General features: G+C 61.8%; 24 protein-coding genes and 2 riboswitches. Of the genes, 18 read left to right on the top strand and 6 right to left on the bottom strand.

Features of this window, described 5'->3' with window-relative positions; genetic code table 11:
• Positions 1 to 9: 9 nt before the first annotated feature.
• The gene (locus MJP36_RS18580) at positions 10 to 198 is read right to left on the bottom strand and encodes a CbtB domain-containing protein (protein WP_060757117.1); all 189 of its coding nucleotides are present in this window, start codon (positions 196 to 198) and stop codon (positions 10 to 12) included.
• A 99-nt stretch (positions 199 to 297) separates the two neighbouring features.
• Positions 298 to 502: riboswitch (cobalamin riboswitch) on the bottom strand.
• Between the two features lie 41 nt (positions 503 to 543).
• Positions 544 to 742, top strand: a riboswitch (cobalamin riboswitch).
• 94 nt (positions 743 to 836) lie between these two features.
• On the opposite strand from MJP36_RS18580, the gene cobW reads away from it, so the two are divergent.
• The 4 genes from cobW to MJP36_RS18560 are packed head-to-tail and all read left to right on the top strand — an operon-like array spanning position 837 to position 7,323.
• Positions 837 to 1,904, top strand: coding sequence for a cobalamin biosynthesis protein CobW (gene cobW / locus MJP36_RS18575; protein ID WP_279613727.1), 1,068 nt, complete (start codon positions 837 to 839; stop codon positions 1,902 to 1,904).
• Positions 1,905 to 1,907: 3 nt separating this feature from the next.
• On the top strand, positions 1,908 to 5,669 hold the full coding sequence (gene cobN / locus MJP36_RS18570; RefSeq protein WP_244383712.1) for a cobaltochelatase subunit CobN: 3,762 nt from the start codon (positions 1,908 to 1,910) through the stop codon (positions 5,667 to 5,669).
• Entirely contained in the window at positions 5,669 to 6,667 is a 999-nt protein-coding gene (locus MJP36_RS18565; RefSeq protein ID WP_244383711.1) for a magnesium chelatase ATPase subunit I, read from the top strand. The genes cobN and MJP36_RS18565 overlap by 1 nt, the downstream gene beginning before the upstream one ends.
• A gap of 53 nt (positions 6,668 to 6,720) precedes the next feature.
• Positions 6,721 to 7,323, top strand: coding sequence for a vWA domain-containing protein (locus MJP36_RS18560; protein WP_244383710.1), 603 nt, complete (start codon positions 6,721 to 6,723; stop codon positions 7,321 to 7,323).
• Positions 7,324 to 7,663: 340 nt separating this feature from the next.
• Here the strand turns inward: MJP36_RS18560 and MJP36_RS18555 are convergent, their stop codons facing one another.
• The gene (locus tag MJP36_RS18555; protein ID WP_244383709.1) at positions 7,664 to 8,611 is read right to left on the bottom strand and encodes a DUF1853 family protein; all 948 of its coding nucleotides are present in this window, start codon (positions 8,609 to 8,611) and stop codon (positions 7,664 to 7,666) included.
• A gap of 145 nt (positions 8,612 to 8,756) precedes the next feature.
• On the opposite strand from MJP36_RS18555, the gene MJP36_RS18550 reads away from it, so the two are divergent.
• From MJP36_RS18550 to MJP36_RS18505, 10 genes are all read left to right on the top strand, one after another.
• On the top strand, positions 8,757 to 9,647 hold the full coding sequence (locus tag MJP36_RS18550; RefSeq protein WP_003217892.1) for an NAD(+) kinase: 891 nt from the start codon (positions 8,757 to 8,759) through the stop codon (positions 9,645 to 9,647).
• Positions 9,644 to 10,618 carry a metallophosphoesterase gene (locus tag MJP36_RS18545; protein ID WP_372241686.1) on the top strand — a complete coding sequence of 325 codons (975 nt, stop codon included), beginning with the start codon at positions 9,644 to 9,646 and terminating at the stop codon, positions 10,616 to 10,618. The genes MJP36_RS18550 and MJP36_RS18545 overlap by 4 nt, the downstream gene beginning before the upstream one ends.
• Positions 10,615 to 11,484, top strand: a complete 870-nt coding sequence (locus MJP36_RS18540) for a rhomboid family intramembrane serine protease (RefSeq protein WP_205343666.1) — start codon at positions 10,615 to 10,617, stop codon at positions 11,482 to 11,484. The genes MJP36_RS18545 and MJP36_RS18540 overlap by 4 nt, the downstream gene beginning before the upstream one ends.
• Before the next feature lie 14 nt (positions 11,485 to 11,498).
• The gene (locus tag MJP36_RS18535; RefSeq protein ID WP_060757109.1) at positions 11,499 to 11,759 is read left to right on the top strand and encodes a YeaC family protein; all 261 of its coding nucleotides are present in this window, start codon (positions 11,499 to 11,501) and stop codon (positions 11,757 to 11,759) included.
• Positions 11,756 to 12,586 (top strand): DUF2797 domain-containing protein, encoded by an 831-nt coding sequence (locus MJP36_RS18530; RefSeq protein WP_244385646.1) that lies wholly within the window; start codon positions 11,756 to 11,758, stop codon positions 12,584 to 12,586. Before MJP36_RS18535 ends, MJP36_RS18530 begins: the two co-directional genes overlap by 4 nt.
• Positions 12,587 to 12,599: 13 nt before the next feature.
• Positions 12,600 to 15,257 (top strand): aminopeptidase N, encoded by a 2,658-nt coding sequence (gene pepN / locus MJP36_RS18525; protein ID WP_205343667.1) that lies wholly within the window; start codon positions 12,600 to 12,602, stop codon positions 15,255 to 15,257.
• A gap of 245 nt (positions 15,258 to 15,502) precedes the next feature.
• A complete protein-coding gene (locus tag MJP36_RS18520; RefSeq protein WP_060757106.1) occupies positions 15,503 to 16,219 on the top strand; it encodes a helix-turn-helix transcriptional regulator in 717 nt (238 codons plus the stop codon).
• A 52-nt stretch (positions 16,220 to 16,271) separates the two neighbouring features.
• Positions 16,272 to 16,607, top strand: a complete 336-nt coding sequence (locus MJP36_RS18515) for a nuclear transport factor 2 family protein (protein WP_090371469.1) — start codon at positions 16,272 to 16,274, stop codon at positions 16,605 to 16,607.
• Positions 16,608 to 16,622: 15 nt separating this feature from the next.
• Positions 16,623 to 17,744: a cell division protein ZapE gene (zapE, locus tag MJP36_RS18510; protein ID WP_244383708.1), complete on the top strand. Its 1,122-nt coding sequence runs from the start codon at positions 16,623 to 16,625 to the stop codon at positions 17,742 to 17,744.
• 150 nt (positions 17,745 to 17,894) lie between these two features.
• On the top strand, positions 17,895 to 18,386 hold the full coding sequence (locus MJP36_RS18505; RefSeq protein ID WP_090371465.1) for a GNAT family N-acetyltransferase: 492 nt from the start codon (positions 17,895 to 17,897) through the stop codon (positions 18,384 to 18,386).
• 100 nt (positions 18,387 to 18,486) lie between these two features.
• Here the strand turns inward: MJP36_RS18505 and MJP36_RS18500 are convergent, their stop codons facing one another.
• From MJP36_RS18500 to MJP36_RS18490, 3 genes are all read right to left on the bottom strand, one after another.
• Positions 18,487 to 18,708, bottom strand: a complete 222-nt coding sequence (locus MJP36_RS18500; RefSeq protein WP_205343669.1) for a hypothetical protein — start codon at positions 18,706 to 18,708, stop codon at positions 18,487 to 18,489.
• A gap of 158 nt (positions 18,709 to 18,866) precedes the next feature.
• A complete protein-coding gene (locus MJP36_RS18495; protein WP_090371463.1) occupies positions 18,867 to 20,609 on the bottom strand; it encodes a phosphoethanolamine transferase CptA in 1,743 nt (580 codons plus the stop codon).
• Positions 20,610 to 20,767: 158 nt separating this feature from the next.
• Positions 20,768 to 20,929, bottom strand: coding sequence for a DUF6026 family protein (locus MJP36_RS18490; protein WP_244385645.1), 162 nt, complete (start codon positions 20,927 to 20,929; stop codon positions 20,768 to 20,770).
• A 284-nt stretch (positions 20,930 to 21,213) separates the two neighbouring features.
• Here MJP36_RS18490 and gnd point away from each other — a divergent pair, with 284 nt between their 5' ends.
• Genes gnd through MJP36_RS18475 form a run of 3 tightly spaced genes read left to right on the top strand, consistent with a single transcriptional unit; the run spans position 21,214 to position 24,538 of the window.
• Positions 21,214 to 22,197 carry a phosphogluconate dehydrogenase (NAD(+)-dependent, decarboxylating) gene (gnd, locus tag MJP36_RS18485; RefSeq protein WP_090371461.1) on the top strand — a complete coding sequence of 328 codons (984 nt, stop codon included), beginning with the start codon at positions 21,214 to 21,216 and terminating at the stop codon, positions 22,195 to 22,197.
• Complete coding sequence (gene zwf, locus MJP36_RS18480; RefSeq protein ID WP_161549500.1) at positions 22,194 to 23,717, top strand: glucose-6-phosphate dehydrogenase; 1,524 nt, start codon at positions 22,194 to 22,196, stop codon at positions 23,715 to 23,717. The genes gnd and zwf overlap by 4 nt, the downstream gene beginning before the upstream one ends.
• Complete coding sequence (locus tag MJP36_RS18475) at positions 23,714 to 24,538, top strand: HAD family hydrolase (protein ID WP_104993468.1); 825 nt, start codon at positions 23,714 to 23,716, stop codon at positions 24,536 to 24,538. Before zwf ends, MJP36_RS18475 begins: the two co-directional genes overlap by 4 nt.
• A gap of 66 nt (positions 24,539 to 24,604) precedes the next feature.
• On the opposite strand, the gene MJP36_RS18470 is transcribed toward MJP36_RS18475, so the two are convergent.
• Positions 24,605 to 24,865 carry a hypothetical protein gene (locus tag MJP36_RS18470; protein ID WP_025857279.1) on the bottom strand — a complete coding sequence of 87 codons (261 nt, stop codon included), beginning with the start codon at positions 24,863 to 24,865 and terminating at the stop codon, positions 24,605 to 24,607.
• A gap of 346 nt (positions 24,866 to 25,211) precedes the next feature.
• Here MJP36_RS18470 and MJP36_RS18465 point away from each other — a divergent pair, with 346 nt between their 5' ends.
• Positions 25,212 to 26,537, top strand: coding sequence for a sigma-54 dependent transcriptional regulator (locus MJP36_RS18465; RefSeq protein ID WP_244383707.1), 1,326 nt, complete (start codon positions 25,212 to 25,214; stop codon positions 26,535 to 26,537).
• Positions 26,538 to 26,583: the final 46 nt, after the last annotated feature.

The raw sequence follows: 26,583 nt of genomic DNA, 5'->3' as shown, positions 1-26,583 counted from the left end.
CGACAGGTCTCAGTGGCACGGGAACGCGGCGCTGTGGCGGGTATCATGCGCGGCGTTATGCACCGCCTCGATATGCGAGAAACCGGCGAAGTAAACCAGGCACGCGCCCAGGATCGACGCACCGATGGCGGCCGTCAGGCGTTGGCTCAAGGTAGAAGTGCCACTGGTGGCGGGCGAAGTGCTGCTGATGATCGACATGGCGCGTCCCTTTTCTTCGGTTTCAGGGTGACACGAGCGCATGCAAACCCCGCGAGCCAGGCCCGCAGCGTTCTGAACAGCGCCCGCCCACCGCGGGTTTGTTATCTGATTTTTCGGGCCGGTCTCCGGGCTCGCGAGGGGCACTCTGCACAGAGGCCTGAAAGCATCGCCTTCCCATGCATTCGCACAGTGGCTGTGACACTTCGCTCGCTTACCGTTGCGGGGGCAGCACCGGACTTGCCATAGATGGCTCACCGGTTTCCCGTTTCACCCTTTGCAGGGCACCCGAAACAAGACACGTAGGAAAGCATGCAGGGCGACGGTAGTCAAATTGGTCGTGCCCCTGTAGCCTTGCACCTTCGAGGTTCTTCGGCCCAGGTCGAAGCTAAGAAGGGAACGCGGTCAAGCCGCGGCTGCCCCCGCAACTGTGAAGGGTTCAACTGACTGCCACGCCACTGCCGATAACGCGGGAAGGCGCAGCCAGCGCCGGTCGCAAGACCCGCAAGCCCCAAGCCAGGAGACCTGCCTCGCAACCGATTTTCCAATTCAACCGGGCGGGGTGATCCGGTGACGAAATCCGCTGCTGCGCGCCGCCGCAGGGCCTGTCGTCCCGTCTGCCCGCCCCAAAAGGGCATCCGATGAAAACACTGGCCAAACTCCCCGTCACCATCGTTACCGGCTTTCTCGGCTCGGGCAAAACCACCTTGCTGCGGCATATGCTCGACAACGCCCAGGGCCGTCGTATCGCGGTGATCGTCAACGAGTTCGGTGAACTGGGGATCGACGGTGAAATCCTCAAGCAGTGCTCCATCGGTTGCACCGAGGAAGAAGCCAATGGCCGCGTCTACGAACTGGCCAACGGCTGCCTGTGCTGCACCGTGCAAGAGGAGTTCTTCCCGGTGATGCGCGAATTGGTGGCGCGGCGCGGCGACCTCGACCATATCCTGATCGAAACCTCCGGCCTGGCCCTGCCCAAGCCGTTGGTGCAAGCCTTCCAGTGGCCGGAAATCCGCAACGCCTGCACGGTTGACGCGGTGATCACCGTGGTCGACAGCCCCGCCGTGGCCGCCGGTACCTTCGCCGCCTTCCCGGACCAAGTGGACGCCCAGCGCAAACTGGACCCGAACCTGGATCACGAATCGCCGCTGCACGAGCTGTTCGCCGATCAACTGGCCAGCGCCGACCTGGTGATCCTCAACAAGACCGACCTGATCAACCCCGAAGACCTGGCCCGCGTGCGCCTGGAAGTGGCCGAGGAGTTGCCGCCGGCGGTGAAGATCATCGAAGCCAGCAGCGGCCGCTTGCCGCTCGACGTGCTGATCGGCCTGGGTGCCGGCTCCGAAGAACATATTGACGGTCGGCATAGCCATCACGATCACCACCACGACGGCGAAGAGGAACACGACCACGATCACGACGCCTTCGACTCCATCTCCATCGACCTGCCGCAAACCGACGAAGCGCTGCTGCTCGACGCCCTGACTCAGTTGGTGGTGCAACACGGCATCCTGCGCGTCAAAGGCTTCGCCGCGATTGCGAACAAACCGATGCGCCTGCTGATCCAGGGCGTAGGCACACGCTTTGACAAACACTTCGACCGTGCCTGGGGCGCCGATGAAGCGCGGACCACGCGCTTGGTACTGATCGGCCAGGAGCTGGATGCGGCGGGCCTCGAAGCGCAACTGCGCGCCGCCCTCAGCGTCTGACCCATGCACCTGCTCAGGACCCAGCCCGGTGGTTTCGTCTCGGACGACAATATCGCCGACCTTGGACAAACCCCCGCCGAACTGGTGATCCTGTGCAGCGGCGATTCCAGCCTGGCGCTGTTGGCCGAAGCGGCGCAGCAGTTACCCGACGATTATCCCAGCTTGCGCCTGGCCAACCCGATGCAGGTGCAGAATCACGCCTCGGTCGACCTGTATGTCGATGAGGTGCTGCGCCACGCCAAGGTCATCCTGATTTCGTTGCACGGCGGCATTGGTTATTGGCGCTACGGCATTGAGCGGTTAGTGGAGTTGGCCGAGCGTGGTGTGCAGCTGATCCTGGTACCCGGCGATGATCGCCCGGACCCGGAACTCAGTGGTTTGAGCACCGTCGGCGTGGAAGAACGCGACCGCCTCTGGCACTTCCTGCGCCAGGGCGGCTTGGGCAATGCCCTGGATTTCTATCACTGCCTGGCCAGCGCCTATCTGGGCCGCGATTACGCCTGGGCCGAGCCGCAGCTGTTGCCGCGCACGGCGATTTATCATCCTCAGCACGGCAACGCCCGCCTCAATGACTGGCAGCGGCAGTGGAACCCTGAGTTGCCGGTGGCGGCGGTGCTGTTTTACCGCTCCCATTTGCAGGCGGCCAATACCGGTTTTATCGACGTGTTCTGCCAGCGCCTGCAGGCGGCGGGGCTTAATCCGTTGCCGATGGCGGTGGCCAGCCTGAAAGAGCCCGGCTGCCTGGCGGCGGTCGAAGACTGGCTGGACGAGGTCAGCGCAGCGGTGATCCTGAACACCACCGGCTTTGCCCAGTCCAGCCCCGAAGCCCCGCATTTGTACCCGTTTCGCCGCAATATCCCGGTGATCCAGGCGATCTGCGCGCAGGACAACCAGCCCGGCTGGGAGGCCAGCGAACAGGGGCTCGGCCCACGCGACCTGGCGATGCACATTGCCTTGCCGGAACTGGACGGGCGCATCATCAGCCGGCCGATCAGTTTCAAGGACCTGGCGTGGCGCAGTGAGCGCAGCCAGTCGGACGTGGTGTGCTACCGCGCAGCCCCCGAGCGCATGGACTTTGTCGCCGAACTGGCACGCCATTGGGTTGAGCTGGCGCGGCTGCCGAATGCACAGAAACGTATTGCGCTGGTGCTCGCCAACTACCCGACCCGTGACGGGCGCATTGGCAACGGTGTGGGCCTGGACACCCCGGCGGCGGCGCTGAATATCCTGCGTGCGCTGCAAGCGCAAGGCTACCCGCTGCCGCACGCGTTGCCGGACAGCGGCACCGCGCTGATCCACCAATTGCTGGGCGGCGTCACCAACGATCTGGACAGCCTCGACCTGCGCCCTTGCCACCAGAGCCTGGGCCTGGACGATTACCAGGCGATGTTCGACCGCTTGCCCGAAGCCAACCGTCAGGCCGTGCTGGAACGTTGGGGGCCACCTCATAACGACCCGATGTGTCGCGATGGCCGCCTGATGATCGCCGGCCTGCGCCTGGGCCTGACCTTTGTCGGGATCCAGCCTGCGCGGGGCTATCAGGTAGACCCCAGCGCGGTGTACCACGACCCTGACCTGGTGCCGCCCCACGGCTATCTCGCGTTCTATTTCTGGCTGCGCCATACCTATGGCGCCCACGGCGTGATCCATGTGGGCAAGCACGGCAACCTCGAATGGCTGCCGGGCAAGGGCGTGGGCCTGTCGCAAACCTGCTGGCCTGATGCATTGCTGGGGCCGCTGCCGAATATCTATCCGTTTATCGTCAATGACCCGGGCGAGGGCGCCCAAGCCAAGCGGCGCACCCAGGCGGTGATCATCGATCACTTGATGCCGCCGCTGACCCGCGCCGAAACCTATGGTCCGTTGCGTGACCTTGAGTTGTTGGCGGATGAGTATTATGAGGCGCAGTTGCTTGACCCGCGCCGCGCACTGGAACTGCAGAAAGACATCCTCAAGTTGGTGCGCGAAACCCGTATCGACCAGGAACTGGAGTTGGGCAGCGACGTGGACGCGGCCGTCTGGCTGCCGCGCCTGGACACCTATCTGTGCGACTTGAAGGAGTCGCAGATCCGTGACGGCCTGCATGTCTTCGGCGAATCTCCTGCAGGCCGCCTGCGTATCGACACCTTGCTGGCGTTGTTGCGCATCCCGCGTGGCGACGGCCGTGGTCCGCAATCGAGCCTGTTGCGCGTATTGGCCAAGGCTTTCGAATTGGGCTTTGACCCCCTCGACTGTGCCTTGGCCGAGCCCTGGACCGGGCGTCGGCCCGAGGTCTTGCAGGCGCTCGACGCGCAGTTGTGGCGCACCGCCGGCGATACGCGTGAACGCCTGGAATTGTATGCGGCGCGGTTGATCGAGCAGGCGCTGGAAGGTCCGCTGGAACAGTTGGAAGAACCGGGCTGGGAGGACGTGAAGGCGGTTATCGAGAGCCTGCGCTGGGTGGTGGCGCCGCGCTTGGATAGCTGCGGCACGGCCGAGATGCTCGGCTTGCTCGATGCCCTGGGCGGTCGCTTCGTACCGGCCGGCCCCAGCGGTGCGCCGAGTCGCGGGCGCCTGGATGTGCTGCCCACTGGGCGCAATTTCTTCGCGGTGGATGTGCGCAACTTGCCGACCACCACGGCCTGGCGCATTGGCTTTCAGTCGGCCAACCTGATTCTGGAGCGACACCTGCAAGATCACGGCGACCATCTGCGTCAGCTCGGCCTGTCGGTATGGGGCACGGCGACCATGCGCACCGGCGGCGACGATATCGCCCAGGCCATGGCGCTGATGGGTGTGCGCCCGGTGTGGGCCACCGGTAGCCAACGGGTGGATGACTTTGAAATCCTGCCGATCAGCTTGTTGGATCGCCCACGGGTCGACGTGACGTTGCGGGTGTCCGGGTTCTTCCGTGATGCCTTCGCCAACCTGATCCGCCTGTTCGACGCGGCGGTGCAGGCGGTGGCCGCCCTGGATGAACCGGACGATATGAACCCGCTGGCGGCCAAGGTGCGCAGCGAGCGCGAGGCGCTGCTCAGCTCGGGCCTGGACGCAGAGGCCGCAGCCAGGCAGGCCGGCTGGCGGATCTTCGGCGCCAAGCCCGGTGCTTATGGCGCGGGCGTGCAGGGCGCCATTGACGGTCGCCTCTGGCAAAGCCGCGAGGACTTGGCCGAGGTTTACCTCAATTGGGGGGCGTACGCCTATGGTGGCTCGGATGAAGGCAGCGCCGCCCGCGAACAGTTCGCTCGGCGCTTGAGCCAGGTGCAGGCGGTGTTGCAGAACCAGGACAACCGCGAGCATGACCTGCTCGACTCCAACGATTACTACCAGTTCCAGGGCGGCATGCTCGCCGCCGTGGAAACCCTCAGTGGCGCCAAAGCCGCGAGTTACCATGGCGACCACAGCCAGCCGGACTTGCCGAAGATCCGTACCTTGAAGGAAGAGTTGAACCGGGTGATCCGTTCCCGTGCCGCCAACCCGAAGTGGATCGACGGGGTCAAACGCCACGGTTATAAAGGTGCCTTCGAAATGGCGGCGACGGTGGACAATCTGTTCGCCTTCGACGCGACGACGGCGCTGATCGATGATCATCAATACGCCTTGCTCGCCGACGCCTACCTGCTCGACCCCGACACCCGGGCCTTTGTGCAACAGCACAACCCGGCCGCGCTGCGCGACATGACCGAACGCATGCTTGAAGCCCAGCAGCGCGGCCTGTGGCAGGAGCCGGGTGCGTATCGCGAGGCGTTGGAAAACCTGTTGCTGGATATAGAAGAAGACAGCTGATGACTGATACGCCACATTTCCCACTGGCCGCCGTGGTCGGCGCCGATGCATTGAAACTGGCGCTGTGCCTGGCGGCCATCGACCCGAAGATCGGCGGCGTGCTGATCGAAGGCCCGCGCGGCATGGCCAAGTCCACCTTGGCCCGTGGCCTGGCGGATTTGCTGGCCAGCGGTCAGTTCGTCACCTTGCCGTTGGGCGCTACTGAAGAGCGGCTGGTCGGCACCCTGGACCTGGACGCCGCGCTGGGCGAAGGTCGTGCGCAGTTTTCCCCCGGCGTGTTGGCCAAGGCCGATGGCGGCGTGTTGTACGTCGATGAAGTCAACTTGTTGCCGGATCATCTGGTGGACGTGTTGCTGGATGTGGCTGCCAGCGGCACTAACCTGATCGAGCGGGACGGCATCTCCCATCGGCATTCGGCGCGCTTTGTGCTGATCGGCACGATGAACCCGGAGGAAGGTGAGCTGCGCCCGCAGTTGCTCGATCGATTCGGCTTCAATGTGGCGTTGAGCGGCCAAACCTTGCCCGCCGAACGCGGGCAGATCATTCGGCGTCGGCTGGACTTTGACCGCGATCCTCACGCCTTCTGTGCGCAATGGGCCGGGCAACAGGCCGAGTTGCGTGAACGCTGCACCCAGGCCCGGGCGCGGCTAGACGGTATCGCGCTGGATGACCAGGCCCTGGCAAAGATTACCGAGCGCTGTTTTGCGGCGGGTGTCGATGGCTTGCGTGCCGACCTTGTCTGGCTGCGCGGCGCCAGGGCGCATGCCGCTTGGCGAGGGGCTGATGCCATCGCCGACGAAGATATCGACGCCGTGGCCGAATTTGCCTTGCGCCATCGCCGTCAGGAGCAATCACCGCCTGCCGGTCCTCCCCATCAGGGCCAGTCGCCCAAGCAGTCCGATCCTTCTCCTGGCCAAGGCCAGTGGGGCGATATGCCTGCACCGGCACTGCCCACGGGTGCGCGCCGTGATGTGGCGGCCTGGCCAAAAAAGCCCTAGGCATTCGCCCTCGACTGGACGCGGGGGCGGATGCCCGGCCCAAAGCGGGGCGAGTGGATAAAGGCGCGCAGGGCAGGGCGCGCAGCGCTCAGCAGGGGGCGGTCAATTGGCCGGGCACCTTGCTCGGTGGTCGCCCGCAAGCGCGCGAGGACTTGCTGTTTCATCTGCGTAGCCGGTCGGCGCATGAGTTGTGGTTGGTGATTGTCGATGCCTCGGCGTCCACGCGGCGTCATCGCGCATTAAGCGACGCCAAGGGCTTGCTGGCCCAACTGTTCGAAGACGCCTACCGACAGCGCGCGCGCATGGCGTTGCTGACGGCCAGCGGGCAGTCGCCGAAGTGGCAGGTGCAGGGGCTGAAAGCGGCCAAGAGCCTCGCAGGTTGGCTGGAGCAGCTGGGCGCCGGTGGTGGTACGCCGTTGCTGGCGGCACTGATCGAGGCCGGGAATTGGTTGGCGCAGCGGCGCAAGCGCTATCCTGCCGAGCAGCAGCGCTTGTTGGTGATTACCGATGGGCGACTCAAGAAGGTTGCCGGTTTGCCTTCGCTGGAGTGTCCGGGCTGGCTGGTGGATATCGAGCGTGGGCCGATCAGGTTGGGTCGGGCCCAGGAGCTGGCGATGGGCTTGCAGTTGGAGTATCGCCACATCGATCACTTGTAGTGAGCGGGCTTGCCCGCGCTGGGCGGCAAAGCCGCCCCAAGACCTGCCACCGCGTTTAACCTGGCACACCGCAGTGGCCTTATTGGGGCGGCTGCGCCGCCCAGCGCGGGCAAGCCCGCTCACTACAAACATTCGCAGCTCGGGTAACGGATTGTGGGTGGGTTTGCGGGATTATTTGTGTGGAGTTCCGCCTGGCTCTGATACGTGATTGTGTAGTGAGCGGGCTTGCCCCGCGCTGGGTGGCGTAGCCGCCCCAAGACCTGCCACCGCATTTTACCTGACACACCGCAGCGGCCTTATTGGGGCGGCTTTGCCGCCCAGCGCGGGGCAAGCCCGCTCACTACAGACTCCCTGGCACGTTGGGCCAGAGATCCGCTACCAGGAACAGGCGCTCGGCTTCCTCCCAGTCTTCGCCGGTTTGCACCAGCCGCACCAACAACTGTGCCGGCGCCATCGGGTCCAGGTCGGCCAGCCAGTGGTGCATCTGTTCCACGCTCCACACTTCACTCGCGGGGTAATGTGCCGGCGCCAGCCATGCGTGGCGTGGCAGGGGTTGCCAGCGGCCGGGTGGGCTTGCGCTGGAAAAATCCCGCCAGTCACGCTGATGCAGCCAGCGCCCGCGCAGGTGCTGCGGATGGGCGCCGTGGGGCGACGCGGCCTGGCCGGGCCAGGGGTACAGCAAGTAACCCCCCAGCCACAGATGCGCCTCCAGGCATTGGATGTCCAGCGTAGCGAGGGCTTCGCGACTCTCGGCTTTGGCCGATATCGGCAATTGATGTTGAGCCAGGTGCGCCAGTTTGCGGTCCAGCCGGTCGTGGCACCCTGGGCCCAGCCATTGCGCGGTGTCCTGGCCGTTGCCGTGCTGGGGGCCGAGGTAAAGTTTGATCGCCAGTTCCAGGTGGTGTACGCCATCGCGGTCGCGCAGCAGCATATCCAGCTCGCCCAGGGTGTGCCCGGCGCGGCGGATCGGCAGGTTGGCCGCCAACAGCTCCACGCCCGGCGCGTGTTGTACGGCGAATTGCCACAGGCGTTCGTAGTAGAGGCCCAGGCGTCGGGTGCGTGACAGGCTCAACCAATGCTGCAAGGCGCTGCTGTCTTGATCGAGAGTGCGCAACCAGTGTTCCAGTCGATCGGGCGCCTGCACCCAGTCGCTGCCGGCCAATGGGTGACGCTGCGGCCAGGGCGTTTGCGCAAGCATCGGCGGGGCCAGGATCACCCACGCCAGGTCGCGCACCTCGGGGTGGCGCAGTTGGCGGGGTAAATGATGCAAGTCAGGGAATACCGTCATGGTCCGAGCATAGCCTTTTACGCACCGGGCAGGTGGCTGAGAACCGTTGTCATCATGGTCGGGCAGCGACAAAGGGTTTTGCCTGGCGCGGCCTTTCGCCCATAATCGTTGTTTTTCGCCATACCCTACATCCCGCAGGAGCCCCATGGAGCAATTTCGCAATATCGGCATTATCGGTCGTCTGGGCAGTACCCAGGTGCTGGACACCGTCCGCCGGCTGAAAAAGTTCCTGCTGGAACGCCACCTGCATGTGATCCTCGAAGACACTATCGCTGAAATCCTGCCGGGCCATGGCCTGCAAACCTCGTCGCGCAAGATGCTCGGCGAAGTGTGCGACATGGTGATCGTGGTCGGCGGCGACGGCAGCCTGCTCGGCGCGGCCCGGGCGCTGGCGCGGCATAACGTGCCGGTGCTGGGGATCAACCGGGGTAGCCTGGGCTTCCTGACCGATATCCGCCCGGATGAGCTGGAAGTCGAAGTGGCCAAGGTGCTCGACGGCCATTACCTGGTGGAAAACCGCTTCCTGCTGCAAGCCGAAGTGCGCCGCCACGGCGAAGCCATCGGCCAGGGCGATGCCCTGAACGACGTGGTGCTGCACCCGGGCAAGTCCACGCGCATGATCGAGTTCGAGTTGTATATCGACGGCCAGTTCGTGTGCAGCCAGAAGGCCGACGGCCTGATCGTCGCCACGCCCACCGGCTCCACGGCGTATGCGCTTTCAGCCGGTGGCCCGATCATGCACCCCAAGCTCGATGCCATTGTGATCGTGCCGATGTACCCCCATATGTTGTCCAGCCGACCGATTGTGGTCGATGGCAACAGTGAGCTGAAGATCGTGGTATCCAAAGACATGCAGATCTACCCGCAAGTCTCCTGCGACGGGCAGAACCATTTTACCTGCGCGCCCGGTGACACCATCACTGTAAGCAAGAAGGCACAGAAGTTGCGCTTGATCCACCCGCTGGATCACAACTACTACGAAGTGTGCCGCACCAAGTTGGGCTGGGGCAGCCGCTTGGGGGGTGGAGGCGACTGATGCTCGATCCCGCGCGTAGCTACGACCTGATTGGTGACGTGCACGGTTGCGCCCATACCCTCGAGCACTTGCTCGACCGGCTGGGTTACCACAAGCAGGGCGGCACCTGGCGCCATCCCACGCGTATGGCGGTGTTCCTCGGCGATATCATCGACCGCGGCCCCCGCATTCGCGAGGCGTTGCATATCGTCCACGACATGGCCGAGGCCGGCCAGGCGTTGTGTGTCATGGGCAATCACGAGTTCAACGCACTGGGTTGGACCACCGCGGCACCGCCAGGCAGTGGCAAGCAGTTCGTGCGTGAGCACAACCCACGGCATGCGCGATTGATCCATGAGACCCTGACCCAGTTCGAGCATCACCCGGCCGACTGGCATGACTTCCTTGGCTGGTTCTATGACATGCCGCTGTTTGTCGATGCCGGGCGTTTTCGCGTGGTGCATGCGTGCTGGGACGACAGTTTTATCCAACCGCTGCGGGCGACCTTCCCGGACGGCTGCATCGACCAGCACTTCCTGCAGGCCGCCGCCGTGCCCGGCAGTTTTGCCTGCAACGCCTTCGACCGCCTGCTGCGTGGCACCGATATGCGCCTGCCCGATGGGCTGACGCTGACCGGTGGCGACGGCCTGACGCGCTCGTTCTTTCGCACCAAGTTCTGGGAGGACGACCCCAAGACCTACGGCGACATTGTGTTCCAGCCCGACGCCTTGCCGGAGCCGGTGGCGCGCACGCCGTTGTCGTCCACTGAAAAAAACTCCCTGCTGCGCTATGGCGTCGACGAGCCGTTGTTGTTCGTCGGCCATTACTGGCGCAGCGGCAAACCGGCGCCGATCCGCCCCAACCTGGCCTGCCTGGACTACAGTGCGGTGCTGTACGGCAAGCTGGTGGCGTATCGACTGGACCAGGAGACCCGGCTGGACCCCCGTAAATTTGTATGGGTCGACGTTGAGCGGCCTGAGGTTATTGCATGAGCACCGTTGCTGTATTGCGCTTGCCCTTGAGCGCCGACCTGGGTGGTTTCGTCAAACTGCTGCAACGCATGCAGGTGCCTCATCGCGTCAGCGAGGAGGGTGGTGAGCAGGTGTTGTGGGTGCCCGAGAGCATCAGCGACGACGTGCGCGTGTTATATCAGCGCTTTCCCGCCGGTGACCCGGACCAGCAACTGGACATTCCCGAGCAGGCGCCCGTCACCCGCCCAGGCTTTGTCCAGCAATTGCGCATGAGCCCGGTGACCGCGCTGGTGCTGTTGGCTAGCATGATCGTGGGCGCGGTGACCCTGCTCGGTGAAAACCTGCAAGCCATGGCCTGGCTGACCTTCCTGCCGTTCCGGGTCATGGGCGAATACATCCAGTTCACACCGCTGGCCGACAGCCTGGCCGCAGGGCAGTGGTGGCGGCTGGTCACGCCGATGCTGATCCACTTCGGCATCCTGCACCTGGCCATGAATGGCATGTGGTATTGGGAGCTGGGGCGCCGTATCGAGGTGCGCCAGGGCAGTATCAACCTGCTGGGCCTGACCCTGTTGTTCAGCCTGGTCTCCAATTACGCACAATATGCCTATGGCGGCCCGGGCCTGTTCGGCGGGCTGTCCGGTGTGTTGTATGGCCTGCTCGGGCACTGCTGGATCTTCCAGTTATTGTCGCCCAACCCGGCCTATCGCCTGCCCCGTGGGGTGCTGGCAATGATGCTGATATGGCTGGTGCTCTGCATGTCGGGGCTGGTCTCGATGATCGGCTTCGGCGAAATCGCCAACGCGGCCCACGTGGGCGGCTTGGCCATCGGTTGCCTGACAGGTTTGCTGGGCGGGCTGTACAGCCGTCGCAAAGCGTCTATTTGATAAGGAAGAGCCTTATGTCCTCTTTTGCTGAAATGATCGAAAACATCACCCCGGATATCTACGAGAGCCTCAAGCTCGCCGTGGAAATCGGCAAATGGTCCGATGGCCGCAAGCTCACCGACGAGCAGCGCGAACTGTCCCTGCAGGCGGTGATCGCCTGGGAAATCCAGAACCTGCCGGAAGACCAGCGCACCGGCTATATGGGCCCGCAGGAATGCGCGTCCAAATCGGCGCCGGTGCCGAACATCCTGTTCAAGTCGGATGCGATCCATTGATTGAAATTGGTCGCGGTGCAGTCAGCAAAATGTCGGCGCAACTCGGTGAGCCGACTGTTCAGTATGCGTTTCGCCTGGGTGATACCGAGGTGCCGGTCAACCCGTTGATCGGTACTCACGTGCGCCTGGAATACCTCGGCGCCATCCATTGCAGCCATTGCGGCCGCAAGACCAAGACCAGTTTCAGCCAGGGTTACTGCTACCCGTGCATGACCAAACTGGCCCAGTGCGACCTGTGCATCATGAGCCCCGAGCGTTGCCATTACGACGCCGGTACCTGCCGAGATCCAGGCTGGGGCGAAAAATTCTGCATGACCGACCATGTGGTCTACCTGGCCAATTCGTCGGGGATCAAGGTCGGCATCACCCGTGCCACTCAACTGCCAACCCGTTGGCTTGACCAGGGCGCGAGCCAGGCGCTGCCGATCATGCGCGTTGCCACCCGCCAGCAATCGGGTTTCGTCGAGGACCTGTTTCGCGGGCACGTGGCCGACAAGACCAACTGGCGTGCGCTGCTCAAGGGCGACGCCCAGTCGGTGGACCTCAAGCAGGTGCGCGAAGAACTGTTCAGCGCCTGCGCCGACGGCTTGCTCGGTTTGCAGGAACGCTTCGGTCTGCAGGCCATCCAACCGGTGACCGACATCGAGCCCATCGAAATCCGCTACCCGGTGGAGCAATATCCCGCCAAGATCGTCAGTTTCAACCTGGACAAGAACCCGATTGCCGAAGGCACGCTGCTGGGGATCAAGGGCCAATACCTGATCTTCGATACCGGCGTTATCAACATTCGCAAATACACGGCCTACCAGCTCGCCGTGCATCAGTAGAAGGATGCCACCCATGCGCACCGAACAACCGAAGATGATTTACCTGAAGGATTATCAGGCGCCGGATTACCTGATCGACGAAACACACCTGACCTTCGAGTTGTTCGAGGACCACAGCCTGGTTCACGCGCAACTGGTGATGCGCCGCAACCCTGAGCGCGGCGCCGGCTTGCCACCGTTGGTGTTGGATGGCCAGCAACTGGAGCTGCTGAGCGTGAACCTGGCCGACCAGGAATTGACCGACGCCGATTACCAGTTGACCGATAGCCACCTGACCGTGCACCCCAAGAGCGCCACCTTTACCCTGGACACCACGGTCAAGATCCACCCGGAAAGCAACACCGCGCTGGAAGGCCTGTACAAATCCAGCGGCATGTTCTGCACCCAGTGCGAGGCCGAGGGCTTTCGCAAGATCACCTATTACCTCGACCGCCCGGACGTGATGAGCACCTTCACCACCACGGTGATCGCCGAGCAACACCGCTACCCCGTGCTGTTGAGCAACGGTAACCCGATCGCCAGCGGCCCCGGTGAAGACGGCCGTCATTGGGCAACCTGGGAAGACCCGTTCAAGAAACCGGCCTACCTGTTCGCCCTGGTGGCGGGTGATCTGTGGTGCGTGGAAGACAGCTTCACCACCATGACCCAGCGTGAAGTGGCGCTGCGCATCTACGTCGAGCCGGAAAATATCGACAAGTGCCAGCACGCCATGACCAGCCTGAAAAAATCCATGCGCTGGGATGAAGAAACCTACGGCCGCGAGTACGACCTGGATATTTTCATGATCGTGGCCGTGAACGACTTCAACATGGGCGCCATGGAAAACAAGGGCCTGAACATCTTCAACTCCAGCGCCGTGCTGGCCCGTGCCGAAACCGCCACCGACGCCGCGCACCAGCGGGTGGAGGCGATTGTCGCCCACGAATACTTCCACAACTGGTCGGGTAACCGCGTGACCTGCCGCGACTGGTTCCAGCTGTCGCTCAAGGAAGGCTTCACCGTATTCCGTGATTCGGGCTTCTCCGCCGACATGAACTCGGCCACGGTCAAGCGCATTCAGGATGTGGCGTACCTGCGCACTCACCAGTTCGCCGAAGACGCAGGCCCGATGGCTCACGCCGTGCGCCCGGAAAGCTTTATCGAAATCTCCAACTTCTACACCCTGACCGTGTACGAAAAAGGTTCGGAAGTGGTCGGCATGATCCACACCTTGCTGGGGGCCGAAGGCTTCCGCAAAGGCAGCGACCTGTACTTCGAACGCCACGACGGCCAGGCGGTGACGTGCGACGACTTCGTCAAGGCCATGGAAGATGCCAATGGCGCCGACCTGAGCCAGTTCAAGCGCTGGTACAGCCAGGCCGGTACGCCGCGCCTGGCGGTCAGCGAGTCCTATGACGCCGCGGCCAAGACCTACAGCCTGACGTTCCGCCAAAGCTGCCCGCAGACGCCGGACAAGGTGGAGAAACTGCCGTTCGTGATCCCGGTCGAGTTGGGCCTGCTGGACGGCAAGGGCGCCGGCATTGCCTTGCGCCTGGCCGGAGAGTCGAGCGCTGCCGGCACCTCGCGGGTGATTTCGGTAACTGAAGCCGAGCAGACCTTTACCTTCGTCGATATCGCCGAACAGCCGTTGCCTTCGCTGCTGCGCGGTTTCTCGGCGCCGGTGAAACTGAGCTTCCCTTATAGCCGCGATCAGCTGATGTTCCTGATGCAGCACGACAGCGACGGCTTCAACCGTTGGGATGCCGGCCAGCAACTGGCGGTGCAGGTGTTGCAGGAACTGATCAGCCAGCATCAGGCGGGTCAGCCGCTGAAGCTGGATCAACGCCTGATCGAGGCCTTGCGCACCGTGCTGAGCGATGAGCGCCTGGATCAGGCGATGGTCGCCGAGATGCTGTCGTTGCCGAGTGAAGCCTACCTGACGGAAATCAGCGAAGTGGCGGATGTCGATGCCATCCACGCGGCGCGTGAGTTTGCCCGCCAGCAGCTCGCCGAGCACCTGTTCGAAGCGCTTTGGCTGCGCTATCAGGCCAACCGTGCGCTGTCCCGACAGACCCCGTATGTGGCGGCCGCCGAGCACTTTGCGCGGCGCGCCTTGCAGAACATCGCGCTGTCGTACCTGATGCTCAGCGGCAAGCCCGAAGTGCTGGCGGCCACCCTGGAACAGTTCGACGCCTGCGACAACATGACCGAACGCCTGACCGCGTTGGCGGTGCTGGTCAATTCGCCGTTCGAAGCGCAGAAGGCCCAGGCACTGGCGGTGTTCGCGGAGAACTTCAAGGACAACCCGCTGGTCATGGACCAATGGTTCAGCGTGCAGGCCGGCAGCACCTTGCCGGGCGGTCTGGATCGGGTCAAGGCGTTGATGGAGCACCCGGCGTTCAACATCAAGAACCCGAACAAGGTGCGGGCACTGATTGGTGCATTCGCCGGGCAGAACCTGATCAACTTCCATGCGGCCGACGGTTCGGGTTATCGCTTCCTGGCGGACCTGGTGATCCAGCTGAACAGTCTCAACCCGCAGATCGCTTCGCGCCAACTGGCGCCGCTGACACGCTGGCGCAAATATGACGACACCCGCCAGGCGCTGATGAAGGCGCAGCTGGAGCGCATTCTTGCGTCCGGCGAGTTGTCGAGTGACGTGTTCGAGGTGGTCAGCAAGAGCCTCGCATAACGCAGCTAACCCTTGTAGTGAGCGGGCTACACCCGCGCTGGGCGGCGCAGCCGCCCCAAAAAGGACGCCGCGGTGTTTCAGCAAAACCGAGGTGTCTGGTTTTAGGGCGGCTGCGCCGCCCAGCGCGGGACAAGCCCGCTCACTACAGGCAGGGTGGGGGTGGATGAAGTAAGCCATCGGCTGCTGCCATTTTCTGACAGGGGCCTCTGCTAAGCTGCTGCACTTTTCGCTTTGCCGGGGTCGATATGTCGCGTACCACTCGTCTACTGACGTTGCTCCAAGCCCTGCGGGGCAAGAAACGGCCGGTGACTGCTGCTGTGCTGGCTGCGCAATTGGAGGTTTCGGAGCGCACGCTGTACCGCGATATCGCTGAATTGACGGCGTTGGGCGCGCCGATTTTTGGCGAGGCCGGGGTAGGGTATGTACTGCGCGCCGGTCTGTTTCTGCCGCCCTTGATGCTCAATGCCGAGGAAACCGAAGCCATCGTGCTGGGCCTGCGTTATGTAGACCAGCGCGGCGATGACGTGCTGAGTCGCGCTGCCGCCAACGCCCTGGCGAAAATTGCGGATGTGCTCGACCCCGCTGCCCAGGAAGCGTTGCGCAACCCGACGCTCTTGCCCGGACCGCCGGGCTTCGGCTACCCGGAAAACCGCGTGCCGCTCAACGTGTTTCGCGAAGCTATCAATCATCAAGCCAAGTTGCATATCGATTACGCCGATGCCAGCCAGACCCAGAGCCAGCGCCTGATCTGGCCGCTGGCGCTGGGTTTTCTCAATGAGGTGCGGGTCATTGTCGCGTGGTGCGAGTTGCGCGGGGCCTATCGGACCTTTCGTACCGACCGTGTGGCTGCTGCGGCGAACCAGGGCGAGCGCTACCCAGGGCGACGCAGTGACCTGCTGCGAGGTTGGCGCAAGCTGATGGAACAACAGGCATCCGCGCCCTTTACTCCTGACAAAAGCTGACACAAACCTGGCTTAGCATGGCGCCATAAATCACCAAAAAAGGAGCTGTGCCATGTCCCTTCCTGAATTGGCCCCGGCCATCGCGGCCTATATCGAGGCGGCCAATACCTATGACACTTCGGCGGTTGCCCACTGCTTTGCCGACGACGCCAACGTATTCGATGAAGGCGAGCATCAGGTCGGCACCGCCGCCATTGCACGATGGATGGAGGACACTGGGCGTCGCTACCAGCCTCGGGTCGAGGTACTCAAGGTTCAACACCGCACCGGCAAGGTGCTGGTCAGCAATGTGGTGCATGGCAATTTCCCAGGTAGCCCGCTGGAGCTGCGCTACACCTTTCGCCTGAACGAGCAGGGCAAGATTTCACGGTTGGATATCTCGCTGTAAGTCATACTGGCGCCCATGACATTCGACTCGCCGCTCGCCGCTTACCAACAGGCCATCAACCAGCAAGGTTTCGTGCCCGACGACGCTCAGCGTCGGGCGGTGGACGCCTTGCAGGCTTGCCACGCAGCCTTGCACCAAGGCCATTCGCCCATCACCGGGGTTTACCTGTGGGGCCCGGTGGGGCGTGGCAAGACCTGGTTGATGGACCAGTTCTACCAGAGCCTGAAAGTGCCTGCCCGGCGCCAGCATTTTCATCACTTCATGGGGTGGGTGCATCAACGCCTGTTCCAGCTCACCGGCATTCAAGATCCCTTGCAGGCATTGGCTCGCGAGTTGAGCCGCGAAGTGCGTGTGCTGTGTTTTGATGAACTGTTCGTCAATGACATCGGTGACGCGATCATCCTCGGTCGCCTGTTCCAAGTGATGTTCGAGGAAGGGGTAGTGATGGTCTGCACGTCCAACCAGCCGCCGGAGCAACTGTACGCCGATGGTTTCAATCGCGAACGCTTCCTGCCGGGTATCGAGGCCATCAAGCGGCATATGCGGGTGGTGGCGGTGGACGGCGCTGAAGACCATCGTTTGCATCCGGGAGCCGGCCTGCAGCGTTATTGGGTTAATCAGCCGGAGGCGCTTGCCACGCTGTTCAAGCAATTGAGCGAAGGGCAGGCGGTATCCGACGGGCCGCTCAGCGTGGGCCACCGAAGCCTCGCGGCCGTGCGCTTCAGCGACAGCGTAGTGTGGTGCCGCTATGCCGATCTGTGCGAGCAACCGCTGTCGGCAATGGACTTCATGCTGTTGTGCGATCGATTCAAGGCCATCCTGCTCGGTGAGGTTCCCTGCCTGAGTGCGCAGACCCGGCCAGGCCGCATCGCCCGGGGTACCGAAGATGGTGCGCAACGTGTCGAGGCCGGTGATCGAGAATTACCGGCCCTGTCGGTGCACGATGACAGCGTGCGGCGTTTCATCGCGCTGGTGGATGAGTGCTACGACCGCAAGGTCCCGCTGTTTATCGAGGCGCAGGTGCCGCTGCAGCAGCTCTACACCGAGGGCTACCTGGAATTTGCGTTCCGGCGCACCTTGAGCCGCTTGCAAGAGATGCAGTTGCAGCGTTTCGGCGGCGGGGAAAAATCCACGTAAAACCGAGTTGGCGCGTTTTGGAAACGCACAACCTTCGTGCTTTCTGTCGGGCATTTGTAGTTAATCTCCTTCATCTGCGTCCGGCTCCGCGCTTACAATCCTCGTTCTCAAAGGGAACCGGTTCCCTTGTTGTCGCGATCGAGGAAGGCAATGGACACCCCAGATATCCTGGTGCTGCAAGCCAGCTACACAAACCCTGTGCACGCCGAGGCCATTGGCCAAGTGCTTAATCACTACGCGCAGGACCCGATGGGCGGAGGCCATGCCTTGCCGGCCGACCTGTTGGAGCAACTGCCTGCCGAATTGGCCAAGCGCCCCCACGCATTCAGCGTACTGGCGTTCGTCGGTGGCGAGCCGGCGGGGTTGGTCAATTGCTTTGAAGGTTTCTCGACCTTCGCCTGTCGCCCGTTGGTCAACGTCCACGACGTCGTGGTGATGCAGGCGTTCCGTGGCTTGGGGCTGAGCCAGAAAATGCTGCAGAAGGTTGAAGAGATCGCGCGTCAACGCGGTTGCTGCAAGATCACTCTGGAAGTGCTGGAGGGTAACGCGGTGGCGCAATCGGCGTATCGCAAGTTTGGCTTTGAAGACTCGGTCTTTGATCCGGCCCACGGTCGCATGTTGTTCTGGAAGAAGTCGCTTTAATAAACACAGGCATAAAAAAGGCGCCATCAAGTGGCGCCAAGTTAACCTTTGCCACAGGAGCGAAGTGGCACAGGGGTATACGGATTAAGTCAGCGTTAAATCAACTTTTCGGAAGCGACTCTGAACTATTCTGTTCAACACTGGAGGCTTTTACCGACTTGCCATCGGCGGACGCAGTCTGTTCATTCGTGCCGTGGGTTTGCTGCTGGACGAGGTTGAAGTTGTTGTAGAACTCTTTCGAACGCTCTGAACCGCCTTCGGCAAAGGCGGCGGCGGAAGTCAGGGTCATCAGGCTGGCAAGCATTAAAGTCGAAAGTTTCATGGCAGTATTCCCGTTAAGAGTGAAAGGTATCCAGTCGTTCCGTGATTAGATTCATGGAGCGACTATGGGCCTATCTTATTAACTGGGGGTTAACGCGGTGATGACCCGAAGTTAACGTTTTTGTTAACTTCGGGAATATCGGAATAATCAGTCAATGATTACTTGAGAACGACGTCGGAAGCGTCCGCGGCTTTTGGCTTGAGCAAGCTGAAATCAATCAAGCTCTTCTGCTGGCGTGCATAGGGGTCGCCAATCAAGCGGGGGCGTGGCTTGAAGCTGTCGTTGACCAGGCTCTTGCTGCGGTCCCACTCATCGAAACTCAGCCCGGCCAAGTCGGCCCAGGTGTGGATCAGCTGTGCGCTGCTGTACGGGCGCTGCAAGTCTGCGGCGAAGCTCCAGTCGTGGGTTTCACGCCACTTGGGCGAGGCGTAGGCCATGAATGGAATCGTGTACATCGGCGCTGTCGGTTTGCCCTCGTTACGGCCCAGCGTGCTGTGTCCGGCCGAGTCGTAGACGTCCTCGCCGTGGTCCGACAGGTACAGCAGGAAACCGTTCGGATCGGTCTTGGCGTAGTCCTTGATCAGGCTCGAGACCACGAAGTCGTTGTACAGCACAGCGTTGTCGTAGCTGTTGTAGATCGGCAACTGTTCATCGCTGATGCCCTCGGGCACGCCCTGGCGATCGGTGAATTTCTCGAAGGTTTCCGGGTAGCGGTACTGGTAGCTCATGTGCGTGCCCAGCAGGTGCACCACGATGAACTTGCGCTCTGCGGTATCGGCCAGGGCCTTGGAGAAGGGTGCCAGCACGTCACCGTCGTATTGGCGAGCATTCTGGTTACGGTTGTTGTTCAGGTACACCTGCTCGTCGGCCTGCTCGGAGAAGGTCGTGAGCATGGTGTTGCGCTTGGTCATGGTCTGCTGGTTGGTGATCCAGAAGGTCTTGTAGCCGGCCTGTTTCATCACGCTGACGATCGACGGCGTCTTGAGGTAAAGATCCGGGTTCTCTTCGTCGGCGAAGGTCAGCACCTGTTGCAGCGCTTCGATGGTGTAGGGGCGCGGGGTGATGACGTTATCGAACACGGCCAGTTGGTCGCGCAGCTTGTCCAGCTCCGGCGTAGTGTTGCGCGGGTAACCGTAGAGGCTCATGCGCTGGCGGTTGGTGGACTCACCGATGACCAGTACCAGGGTCGACGGTTGGCCGGCCATGGTGTCCTTGAGGTTTTTCAAGGGGGGAATCTGGCTGGCACTGGTCAGCATGCCTTGCATGTTGTTCAGTTGCTCGGTGTAGCGGCGATAGGCAACGATCATCTGCCACGGCACCGCCGGCTCGATGCGGCTTTCGAAGCGCTCAATCGCTTGTTCCCGGGTGTCGCTGGTGGCGAACTGCTTGACCAGTGGGTAACCGACCACGGCTACGACGATCGCGACGGCGGCCAGTATCGACTGGCCACGAGGCAGGTAGACCGGGCGCAGGCGCGTCCACAGGAAAACCGCCATGGCGGTATGGGCGATGAACGCCAATATGATCCACCAGGCAAAGTATTGGGTGGCATATTCGCCGGCTTCAGAGATGTTCGATTCGAACATGATGAAGATGACGCTCTGGGAAAATTCCTGCTGGTAGATGAAGAAATAACCCAGGCTGGCCATGGAGCATGCCCACAGCACGACACCGATCAAGGCGGCGAGCAGGCGCGTGCGGCGCGGGAACAGCAACATGGGTGCCAGCCACAGCGCGCTCAGGAAGAAGGCTTGCCGGAACCCACTGAAGCCGGACGTGCCGGTCAGTTGGATGAGTAGTTGGGTAATACCCGAGAAATACCAGAAAAACAGAAACAGCCAGCCCAGGCCGGCCCAATCAAAGCCTTTCGCAGTCGTCGTGCTGCGTTTGAACATCGCCATCCAGCGCCCCATCAGTCAATGATTGCCGCGCACACGCGCACGGCATCAGGCCGCTCGGTAAGTGAGCGGCATCGCGGATCGGAAGTATCGGGACAGGTATGTGAAAACTTTGTGAGTTTTCTGTAGGCATTGCCTTGCAACGCTCTGGCGTGCGGCGCTTAGCAGAGTGCAGGCTTGGTGCCCGACGGCTGTTCCAGCTGGGCTTGCAGTTGCGAGCGTAGGCGCAGAATCTCTTGCTGCAACTGATCGCGTTCGTCTTTGAGCTGGCGCAGTTCATCGCGACGAACGGTGACGTAGAGGGTTTGCGGCGGTTTGGTCATTTGTACTGCGCTCATTGCTTACCTCGCAAATAGCCGGTAGATCGCGGTGCCGGAGTGCTCGGTTCGAGGTTCTCGGCATCAGTCGAGAGCAAGTCTGAATTCTTTTTTGGATCAAGGGAACTTTTTTATTTTTGGTGGTCGTGTGACTTTTGGTGGGGTGATGTTGAAACGATGGCGACTTTTTTGTCATGAAACTACACGGATCTGCTCTGGACTAATCCTCATTAGCCTCATTGCGCTATAAACTATGTCACACATTTTTTAGTAGTTAGGAGCATCAGCACATGCAACTGGGGATTATCGGACTAGGCCGCATGGGCGGTAACATTGCGCGGCGCCTGATGCTCAATGGGCATACCACCGTTGTATACGACCGTAACGAAGCATTCGTCAAAGGCTTGAGCGAGGAGGGCGCCACCGGCGTTGCCGACCTCAAGGCCCTGGTTGCCGGGCTGCAGAAGCCGCGTACCGTCTGGGTCATGTTGCCGGCAGGCGCGCCCACCGAAGACACCATCAACGAACTGAGCACACTGCTTGAAGACGGTGACGCCATCATCGATGGCGGCAACACCAACTATAAAGACGATGTGCGTCGCGCCAAGGCCTTGGCCGAAAAGGGCCTGCACTACGTCGACGTGGGCACTTCCGGCGGCGTCTGGGGCCTGGAGCGCGGTTATTGCATGATGATCGGCGGCGACGCGCAGACCGTGCAGCGCCTGGACCCGATCTTCAAGAGCCTGGCGCCGGGTCTGGGCAGCATCCCTCGTACCAAGGACCGCGCCGCCGATGCCGACCCACGTGCCGAACAGGGCTACATCCACGCCGGCCCTGCGGGCTCCGGCCACTTCGTCAAGATGATTCACAACGGCATCGAGTACGGCATGATGCAGGCGTTCGCCGAAGGTTTTGACATTCTCAAGACCAAGAACTCGGAAAACCTGCCGGAAGACCAACGCTTTGACCTCAACGTCGCCGACATCGCCGAAGTGTGGCGCCGTGGCAGCGTGGTCTCTTCGTGGTTGCTGGACCTGACCGCCGACGCCCTGGCCACCGACCCGAAACTCGACGGTTACTCCGGTTCCGTCGCCGACAGTGGCGAAGGTCGCTGGACCATCGAGGCCGCCATGGAGCAAGCGGTGCCGGTGCCGGTGCTGTCCACTTCGTTGTTTGCACGTTTCCGTTCGCGCCAGCAGAGCACCTACGGTGACAAAATGCTGTCTGCCATGCGCTTCGGCTTTGGCGGTCACGTGGAGACTTCCAAAAAATGACCGCCAACGGCAAGAAACCCAAGGCCGAACCCGCTCCACCCACCACGCTGTTTCTGTTTGGTGCCCATGGGGATCTGGTCAAGCGTCTGCTCATGCCGGCGCTGTATAACCTCAATCGGGATGGGTTGCTGGGCGATGGCCTGCGTATTGTTGGCGTTGATCACAATGCTATCAGTGACGCCGACTTCGCCAAGAAGCTTGAAGATTTCATTCGCACCGAGGCGGCAAGCAAGGTCAGGGGCAGTGCTGGAAACGCATTGGACCCTGAGCTGTGGGCGCAGTTGGCCAAAGGTATCAGCTACGTCGAGGGCGACTTTCTCGACGACACGACTTACGCCGATATCGGCAAGAAGATCGCCGAAAGCGGCACCGGTAACGCGGTGTTTTACCTGGCCACCGCACCGCGTTTCTTCAGTGACGTGGTGCAGCGCCTGGGCAGCGCCGGGCTGCTCAACGAAACGGACGAGGCCTTTCGCCGTGTGGTCATCGAAAAACCTTTCGGTTCCGACCTGGCCACTGCCGAGGCGCTCAACGCGTGCCTGCTCAAGGTGATGAGCGAGAAGCAGATTTATCGCATCGACCATTACCTGGGCAAGGAAACGGTGCAGAACATCCTGATCAGCCGTTTCTCCAACGTGCTGTTCGAGGCCTTCTGGAACAACCATTACATCGACCACGTACAGATCACCGCCGCCGAAACCGTCGGCGTGGAAACCCGGGGTAATTTCTTCGAGAAAACCGGCACCCTGCGCGACATGGTGCCCAACCACCTGTTCCAGTTGCTCGCGATGGTGGCGATGGAACCTCCGGCAGCGTTCGGTGCCGATGCGGTGCGCGGCGAGAAGGCCAAGGTCGTCGGTGCTATCCGACCGTGGTCCCTGGAGGAAGCCCGGGCCAACTCGGTACGTGGCCAGTACACCGCCGGTGAGATCGGCGGCAAGTCGCTGCCCGGTTACCGCGAAGAGGCGAATGTTGCGCCCGACAGCAGCACTGAGACCTTCGTTGCCCTCAAGGTGATGATCGACAACTGGCGTTGGGTCGGCGTGCCGTTCTACCTGCGTACCGGCAAACGCATGAGCATCCGTGACACCGAGATCGTGATCTGCTTCAAGCATGCGCCCTATGCCCAGTTCCGCGACACCGAGGTGGATGAACTCAAGCCGACTTACCTGAAAATCCAGATACAGCCCAACGAAGGCATGTGGTTCGACCTGTTGGCCAAACAGCCTGGGCCGACCCTGGAAATGGCCAATATCGAATTGGGCTTCGACTACAAGGACTTCTTCGAAATGCGGCCTTCGACGGGGTATGAAACCCTGATCTACGACTGCATGACCGGCGATCAGACCTTGTTCCAGCGCGCCGACAACATCGAGAACGGCTGGCGCGCCGTGCAGCCGTTCCTCGATGCCTGGAAAGAAGATGACGGCATCCAGGCCTACAAGGCCGGTGAAGACGGCCCGGCAGCCGCCGACGCCTTGCTGGCCCGTGATGGCCGCAGTTGGCACTCGCTGGGATGAATGACGTAGCGATTCATCCCATCCGATTCGTCTTGAGTGATATGGACGGGACGCTCTTGCGTCCCGATCATCAGCCCAGCCAACGCACCCTGGATACGGTACGCGCGCTGCGCGATGCCGGCGTGCTCTTCAGCCTGGCCAGCGGGCGGCCGCCCAAGGCCATGTTGCATATGATCGAGGCCTTCGGGATCGATGTGCCGGTTGCGGGCTTCAATGGCGGCACGCTGATCAACCCGGACGGCAGCATCCTGGTCGCCCACCACTTGCCGGCGGAGGCGGCGTTGGTGACGTTGGCGCTGTTCTCCGGTGAGCCGGACGTAGAGGTCTGGGTATTTGCCGATGGCGACTGGTTGCGTCGCGACCCGCCAGGTCCGATGGTACAGCGTGAAGCCGATGGTCTTGGCTACGGTCCGAAAGTGGTCGAGAGCTTCGAGCCGTACCTGGATCGGGTCGACAAGATTGTCGCGGCCAGTCAAAACACCCAGTTGCTGGTGGAGCTGGAAGCACGCTTGCAGCCCAAAGTGCAGGGTTTGGCCCAGGTCTCGCGTTCGCAACCGGTTTATCTGGATGTGACGGCCATGCTGGCCAATAAAGGCGAAGCCCTGAAGACGTTGGCGGCGCACCTTGGCATACCGCTGGAGCAGACAGCCGCCATCGGTGATGGCGGCAATGACCCGGCGATGTTTCACGTGGCGGGTTTTTCGATTGCCATGGGCCAGGCGGAAGAAACCGTCAAGCGCCAAGCCAGTGTCGTCACCGGCAGCAATCTCGAGGATGGCGCGGCGCAAGCGTTTGAGCGCTTTATTCTCGCGGCGCGATAAACCCTTAAGTTCCAATGCCAAACTTGCGCTCGCTGTTCTACAGTGAGCGCAAGTTAGCGCAGCGGCTTACTTGGGCATTGCCCAGGACTGCAACTGGTAGCCATCTTTGTCGAGTTCGGCGCGGGCCTGCAACAACAAGTCTTCCAATTGTGCCGGGTCGGTATAGGCGCTCGACGAAAGTTGTTTGCTGCCAATACGGGTATTAGTGCGGTCGATGACGCTCAGGCTGAGGGCACCATTGCCATCGTGCCAGGCTACGCACTGAAAGGGCTGGAAAGCACGGTCTGCGATCAAAAGAGCTTCGTTGATGCGGAGCGGGGCGTTCATGTGGGTCGTCTCTCTCAATGCCCATTCAAGTGAAATGCCGTCGGTTGGGCTGACCGTGCGGCGGGTTACTTGTACTGATGCACGATGGCGGGGTACGGGTCACATGTTAAAACAAGAAATTTCGACTTTTCCTGATTAGAGTCATGTAAGCGGCTGTTTTGAAAGCTGAATGAAAGTTTGCGCGCGCCGCAACTTTTTTGTAAATGCGCTAAGAAAGTGGCTTTTTGCCGCCTCCTTATAGCGAATTAGTACAAAGCCTGCGTCAAGATCTTGCTAGGGTTATCAGCAGCTGCCACAAACTATTGTTTCTAAATAACTTTAGTCATTTTGACGTCAGGGAATAGTCATGGTTGTTACACCTGTCCAGCGCCGCCTGCTCGTGGTTGACCCCTGTGACGATTGCCACGGGCTGTTACCCGGTTTACGCAGCGCCGGATGGGAGGTGGACAGTTGCGACCTGGAAGCCGTGGGCGAGCGATCCTGCGATGTCGGCCTGTTGCGTTTGCACCCCTCGCACCTGGAACGCCCGGAGGCGGTCAAGGAGTTGATCAGCCGCAGCGGTACCGAATGGATCGCCGTACTCAGCCAGGATGTGCTGCGCCTGCAAAACGTCGGCGATTTTGTCTGTGAATGGTTTTTCGACTTTCATACCTTGCCGTTCGACGTCTCCAGGGTGCAGGTCACCCTGGGCCGTGCCTTTGGCATGGCGCGCCTGCGTGGCAAATGCCACGCGCGGGTCGACGAGCCCGAGCATGAGCTGCTCGGCGACAGCCGCCCGATCCGCGAGCTGCGCAAACTGCTGGCAAAACTGGCGCCCACCGAGTCACCGGTGTTGATTCGTGGTGACAGTGGTACCGGCAAGGAGCTGGCGGCCAAGACCCTGCATCGCCAGTCACAGCGCCAGGGCAAGCCCTTTGTCGCCATCAATTGCGGCGCGATTCCCGAACATTTGATCCAGTCCGAGCTCTTTGGCCACGAAAAAGGTGCGTTTACCGGTGCCCATCAGCGCAAGGTCGGGCGGATCGAAGCGGCCCATGGGGGTACGCTGTTCCTGGATGAGATCGGTGACTTGCCCATGGAGTTGCAGGCCAACCTGTTGCGCTTCCTGCAAGAGAAACAGATCGAACGGGTCGGTGGCAGCCGGCCCATCCCGGTGGATGTCCGGGTACTGGCCGCGACTCACGTCGACCTGGAAGCCGCCGTGGCAAAGGGCACGTTTCGTGAAGATCTGTATTACCGGCTCAATGTGCTGCAGGTGGTCACTGCGCCGTTACGCGAGCGTCACGGTGATGTAGGGATGCTGGCCAACCATTTTTCGCATTTCTACAGCCAGGAGACCGGTCGTCGTCCGCGCAGTTTCAGTGAGGATGCGTTGGTTGCCATGGGCGAGCACCTGTGGCCGGGCAATGTGCGCGAGTTGGCCAACCGTGTACGGCGCGGCTTGGTGCTGGCGGAGGGGCGGCAAATCGAAGCCGCCGATCTGGGTTTGCAAAGCCGGCAGGCAATCGCGCCAGTGATGGCTACACTGGAAGATTACAAGCACCGCGCCGAACGCCAGGCGCTGTGCGATGTGCTCAACCGGTACAGCGACAACCTGAGTGTCGCAGCCCGTGTACTGGGCGTATCCCGGCCAACGTTCTACCGGTTGCTGCACAAACACCAGATCCGCTAGGGCGGGTAAACCAAAAAGCCCCGCAACGACCCTTATCGTTGCGGGG

The organism is Pseudomonas palleroniana, assembly GCF_022836895.1.
Classification (GTDB): Bacteria; Pseudomonadota; Gammaproteobacteria; order Pseudomonadales; family Pseudomonadaceae; genus Aquipseudomonas; species Aquipseudomonas palleroniana.
Note: the sequence above shows the minus strand (reverse complement) of the source record. Positions and strands in the feature narration are given on the sequence as shown.

Bases quoted from the DNA above. Each gene is read 5' to 3' on its own strand.
- MJP36_RS18505 (WP_090371465.1), top strand. From the start codon at position 17,895: ATGGACACCCCAGATATCCTGGTGCTGCAAGCCAGCTACACAAACCCT.
- MJP36_RS18465 (WP_244383707.1), top strand. From the start codon at position 25,212: ATGGTTGTTACACCTGTCCAGCGCCGCCTGCTCGTGGTTGACCCCTGT.
- MJP36_RS18580 (WP_060757117.1), bottom strand. From the start codon at position 198: ATGTCGATCATCAGCAGCACTTCGCCCGCCACCAGTGGCACTTCTACC.
- MJP36_RS18475 (WP_104993468.1), top strand. From the start codon at position 23,714: ATGAATGACGTAGCGATTCATCCCATCCGATTCGTCTTGAGTGATATG.
- MJP36_RS18535 (WP_060757109.1), top strand. From the start codon at position 11,499: ATGTCCTCTTTTGCTGAAATGATCGAAAACATCACCCCGGATATCTAC.
- MJP36_RS18565 (WP_244383711.1), top strand. From the start codon at position 5,669: ATGACTGATACGCCACATTTCCCACTGGCCGCCGTGGTCGGCGCCGAT.
- MJP36_RS18490 (WP_244385645.1), bottom strand. From the start codon at position 20,929: ATGACCAAACCGCCGCAAACCCTCTACGTCACCGTTCGTCGCGATGAA.
- MJP36_RS18550 (WP_003217892.1), top strand. From the start codon at position 8,757: ATGGAGCAATTTCGCAATATCGGCATTATCGGTCGTCTGGGCAGTACC.
- MJP36_RS18515 (WP_090371469.1), top strand. From the start codon at position 16,272: ATGTCCCTTCCTGAATTGGCCCCGGCCATCGCGGCCTATATCGAGGCG.
- MJP36_RS18520 (WP_060757106.1), top strand. From the start codon at position 15,503: ATGTCGCGTACCACTCGTCTACTGACGTTGCTCCAAGCCCTGCGGGGC.
- MJP36_RS18540 (WP_205343666.1), top strand. From the start codon at position 10,615: ATGAGCACCGTTGCTGTATTGCGCTTGCCCTTGAGCGCCGACCTGGGT.
- pepN (WP_205343667.1), top strand. From the start codon at position 12,600: ATGCGCACCGAACAACCGAAGATGATTTACCTGAAGGATTATCAGGCG.
- MJP36_RS18555 (WP_244383709.1), bottom strand. From the start codon at position 8,611: ATGACGGTATTCCCTGACTTGCATCATTTACCCCGCCAACTGCGCCAC.
- cobW (WP_279613727.1), top strand. From the start codon at position 837: ATGAAAACACTGGCCAAACTCCCCGTCACCATCGTTACCGGCTTTCTC.
- gnd (WP_090371461.1), top strand. From the start codon at position 21,214: ATGCAACTGGGGATTATCGGACTAGGCCGCATGGGCGGTAACATTGCG.
- MJP36_RS18500 (WP_205343669.1), bottom strand. From the start codon at position 18,708: ATGAAACTTTCGACTTTAATGCTTGCCAGCCTGATGACCCTGACTTCC.
- MJP36_RS18470 (WP_025857279.1), bottom strand. From the start codon at position 24,865: ATGAACGCCCCGCTCCGCATCAACGAAGCTCTTTTGATCGCAGACCGT.
- MJP36_RS18495 (WP_090371463.1), bottom strand. From the start codon at position 20,609: ATGGCGATGTTCAAACGCAGCACGACGACTGCGAAAGGCTTTGATTGG.
- zwf (WP_161549500.1), top strand. From the start codon at position 22,194: ATGACCGCCAACGGCAAGAAACCCAAGGCCGAACCCGCTCCACCCACC.
- cobN (WP_244383712.1), top strand. From the start codon at position 1,908: ATGCACCTGCTCAGGACCCAGCCCGGTGGTTTCGTCTCGGACGACAAT.
- zapE (WP_244383708.1), top strand. From the start codon at position 16,623: ATGACATTCGACTCGCCGCTCGCCGCTTACCAACAGGCCATCAACCAG.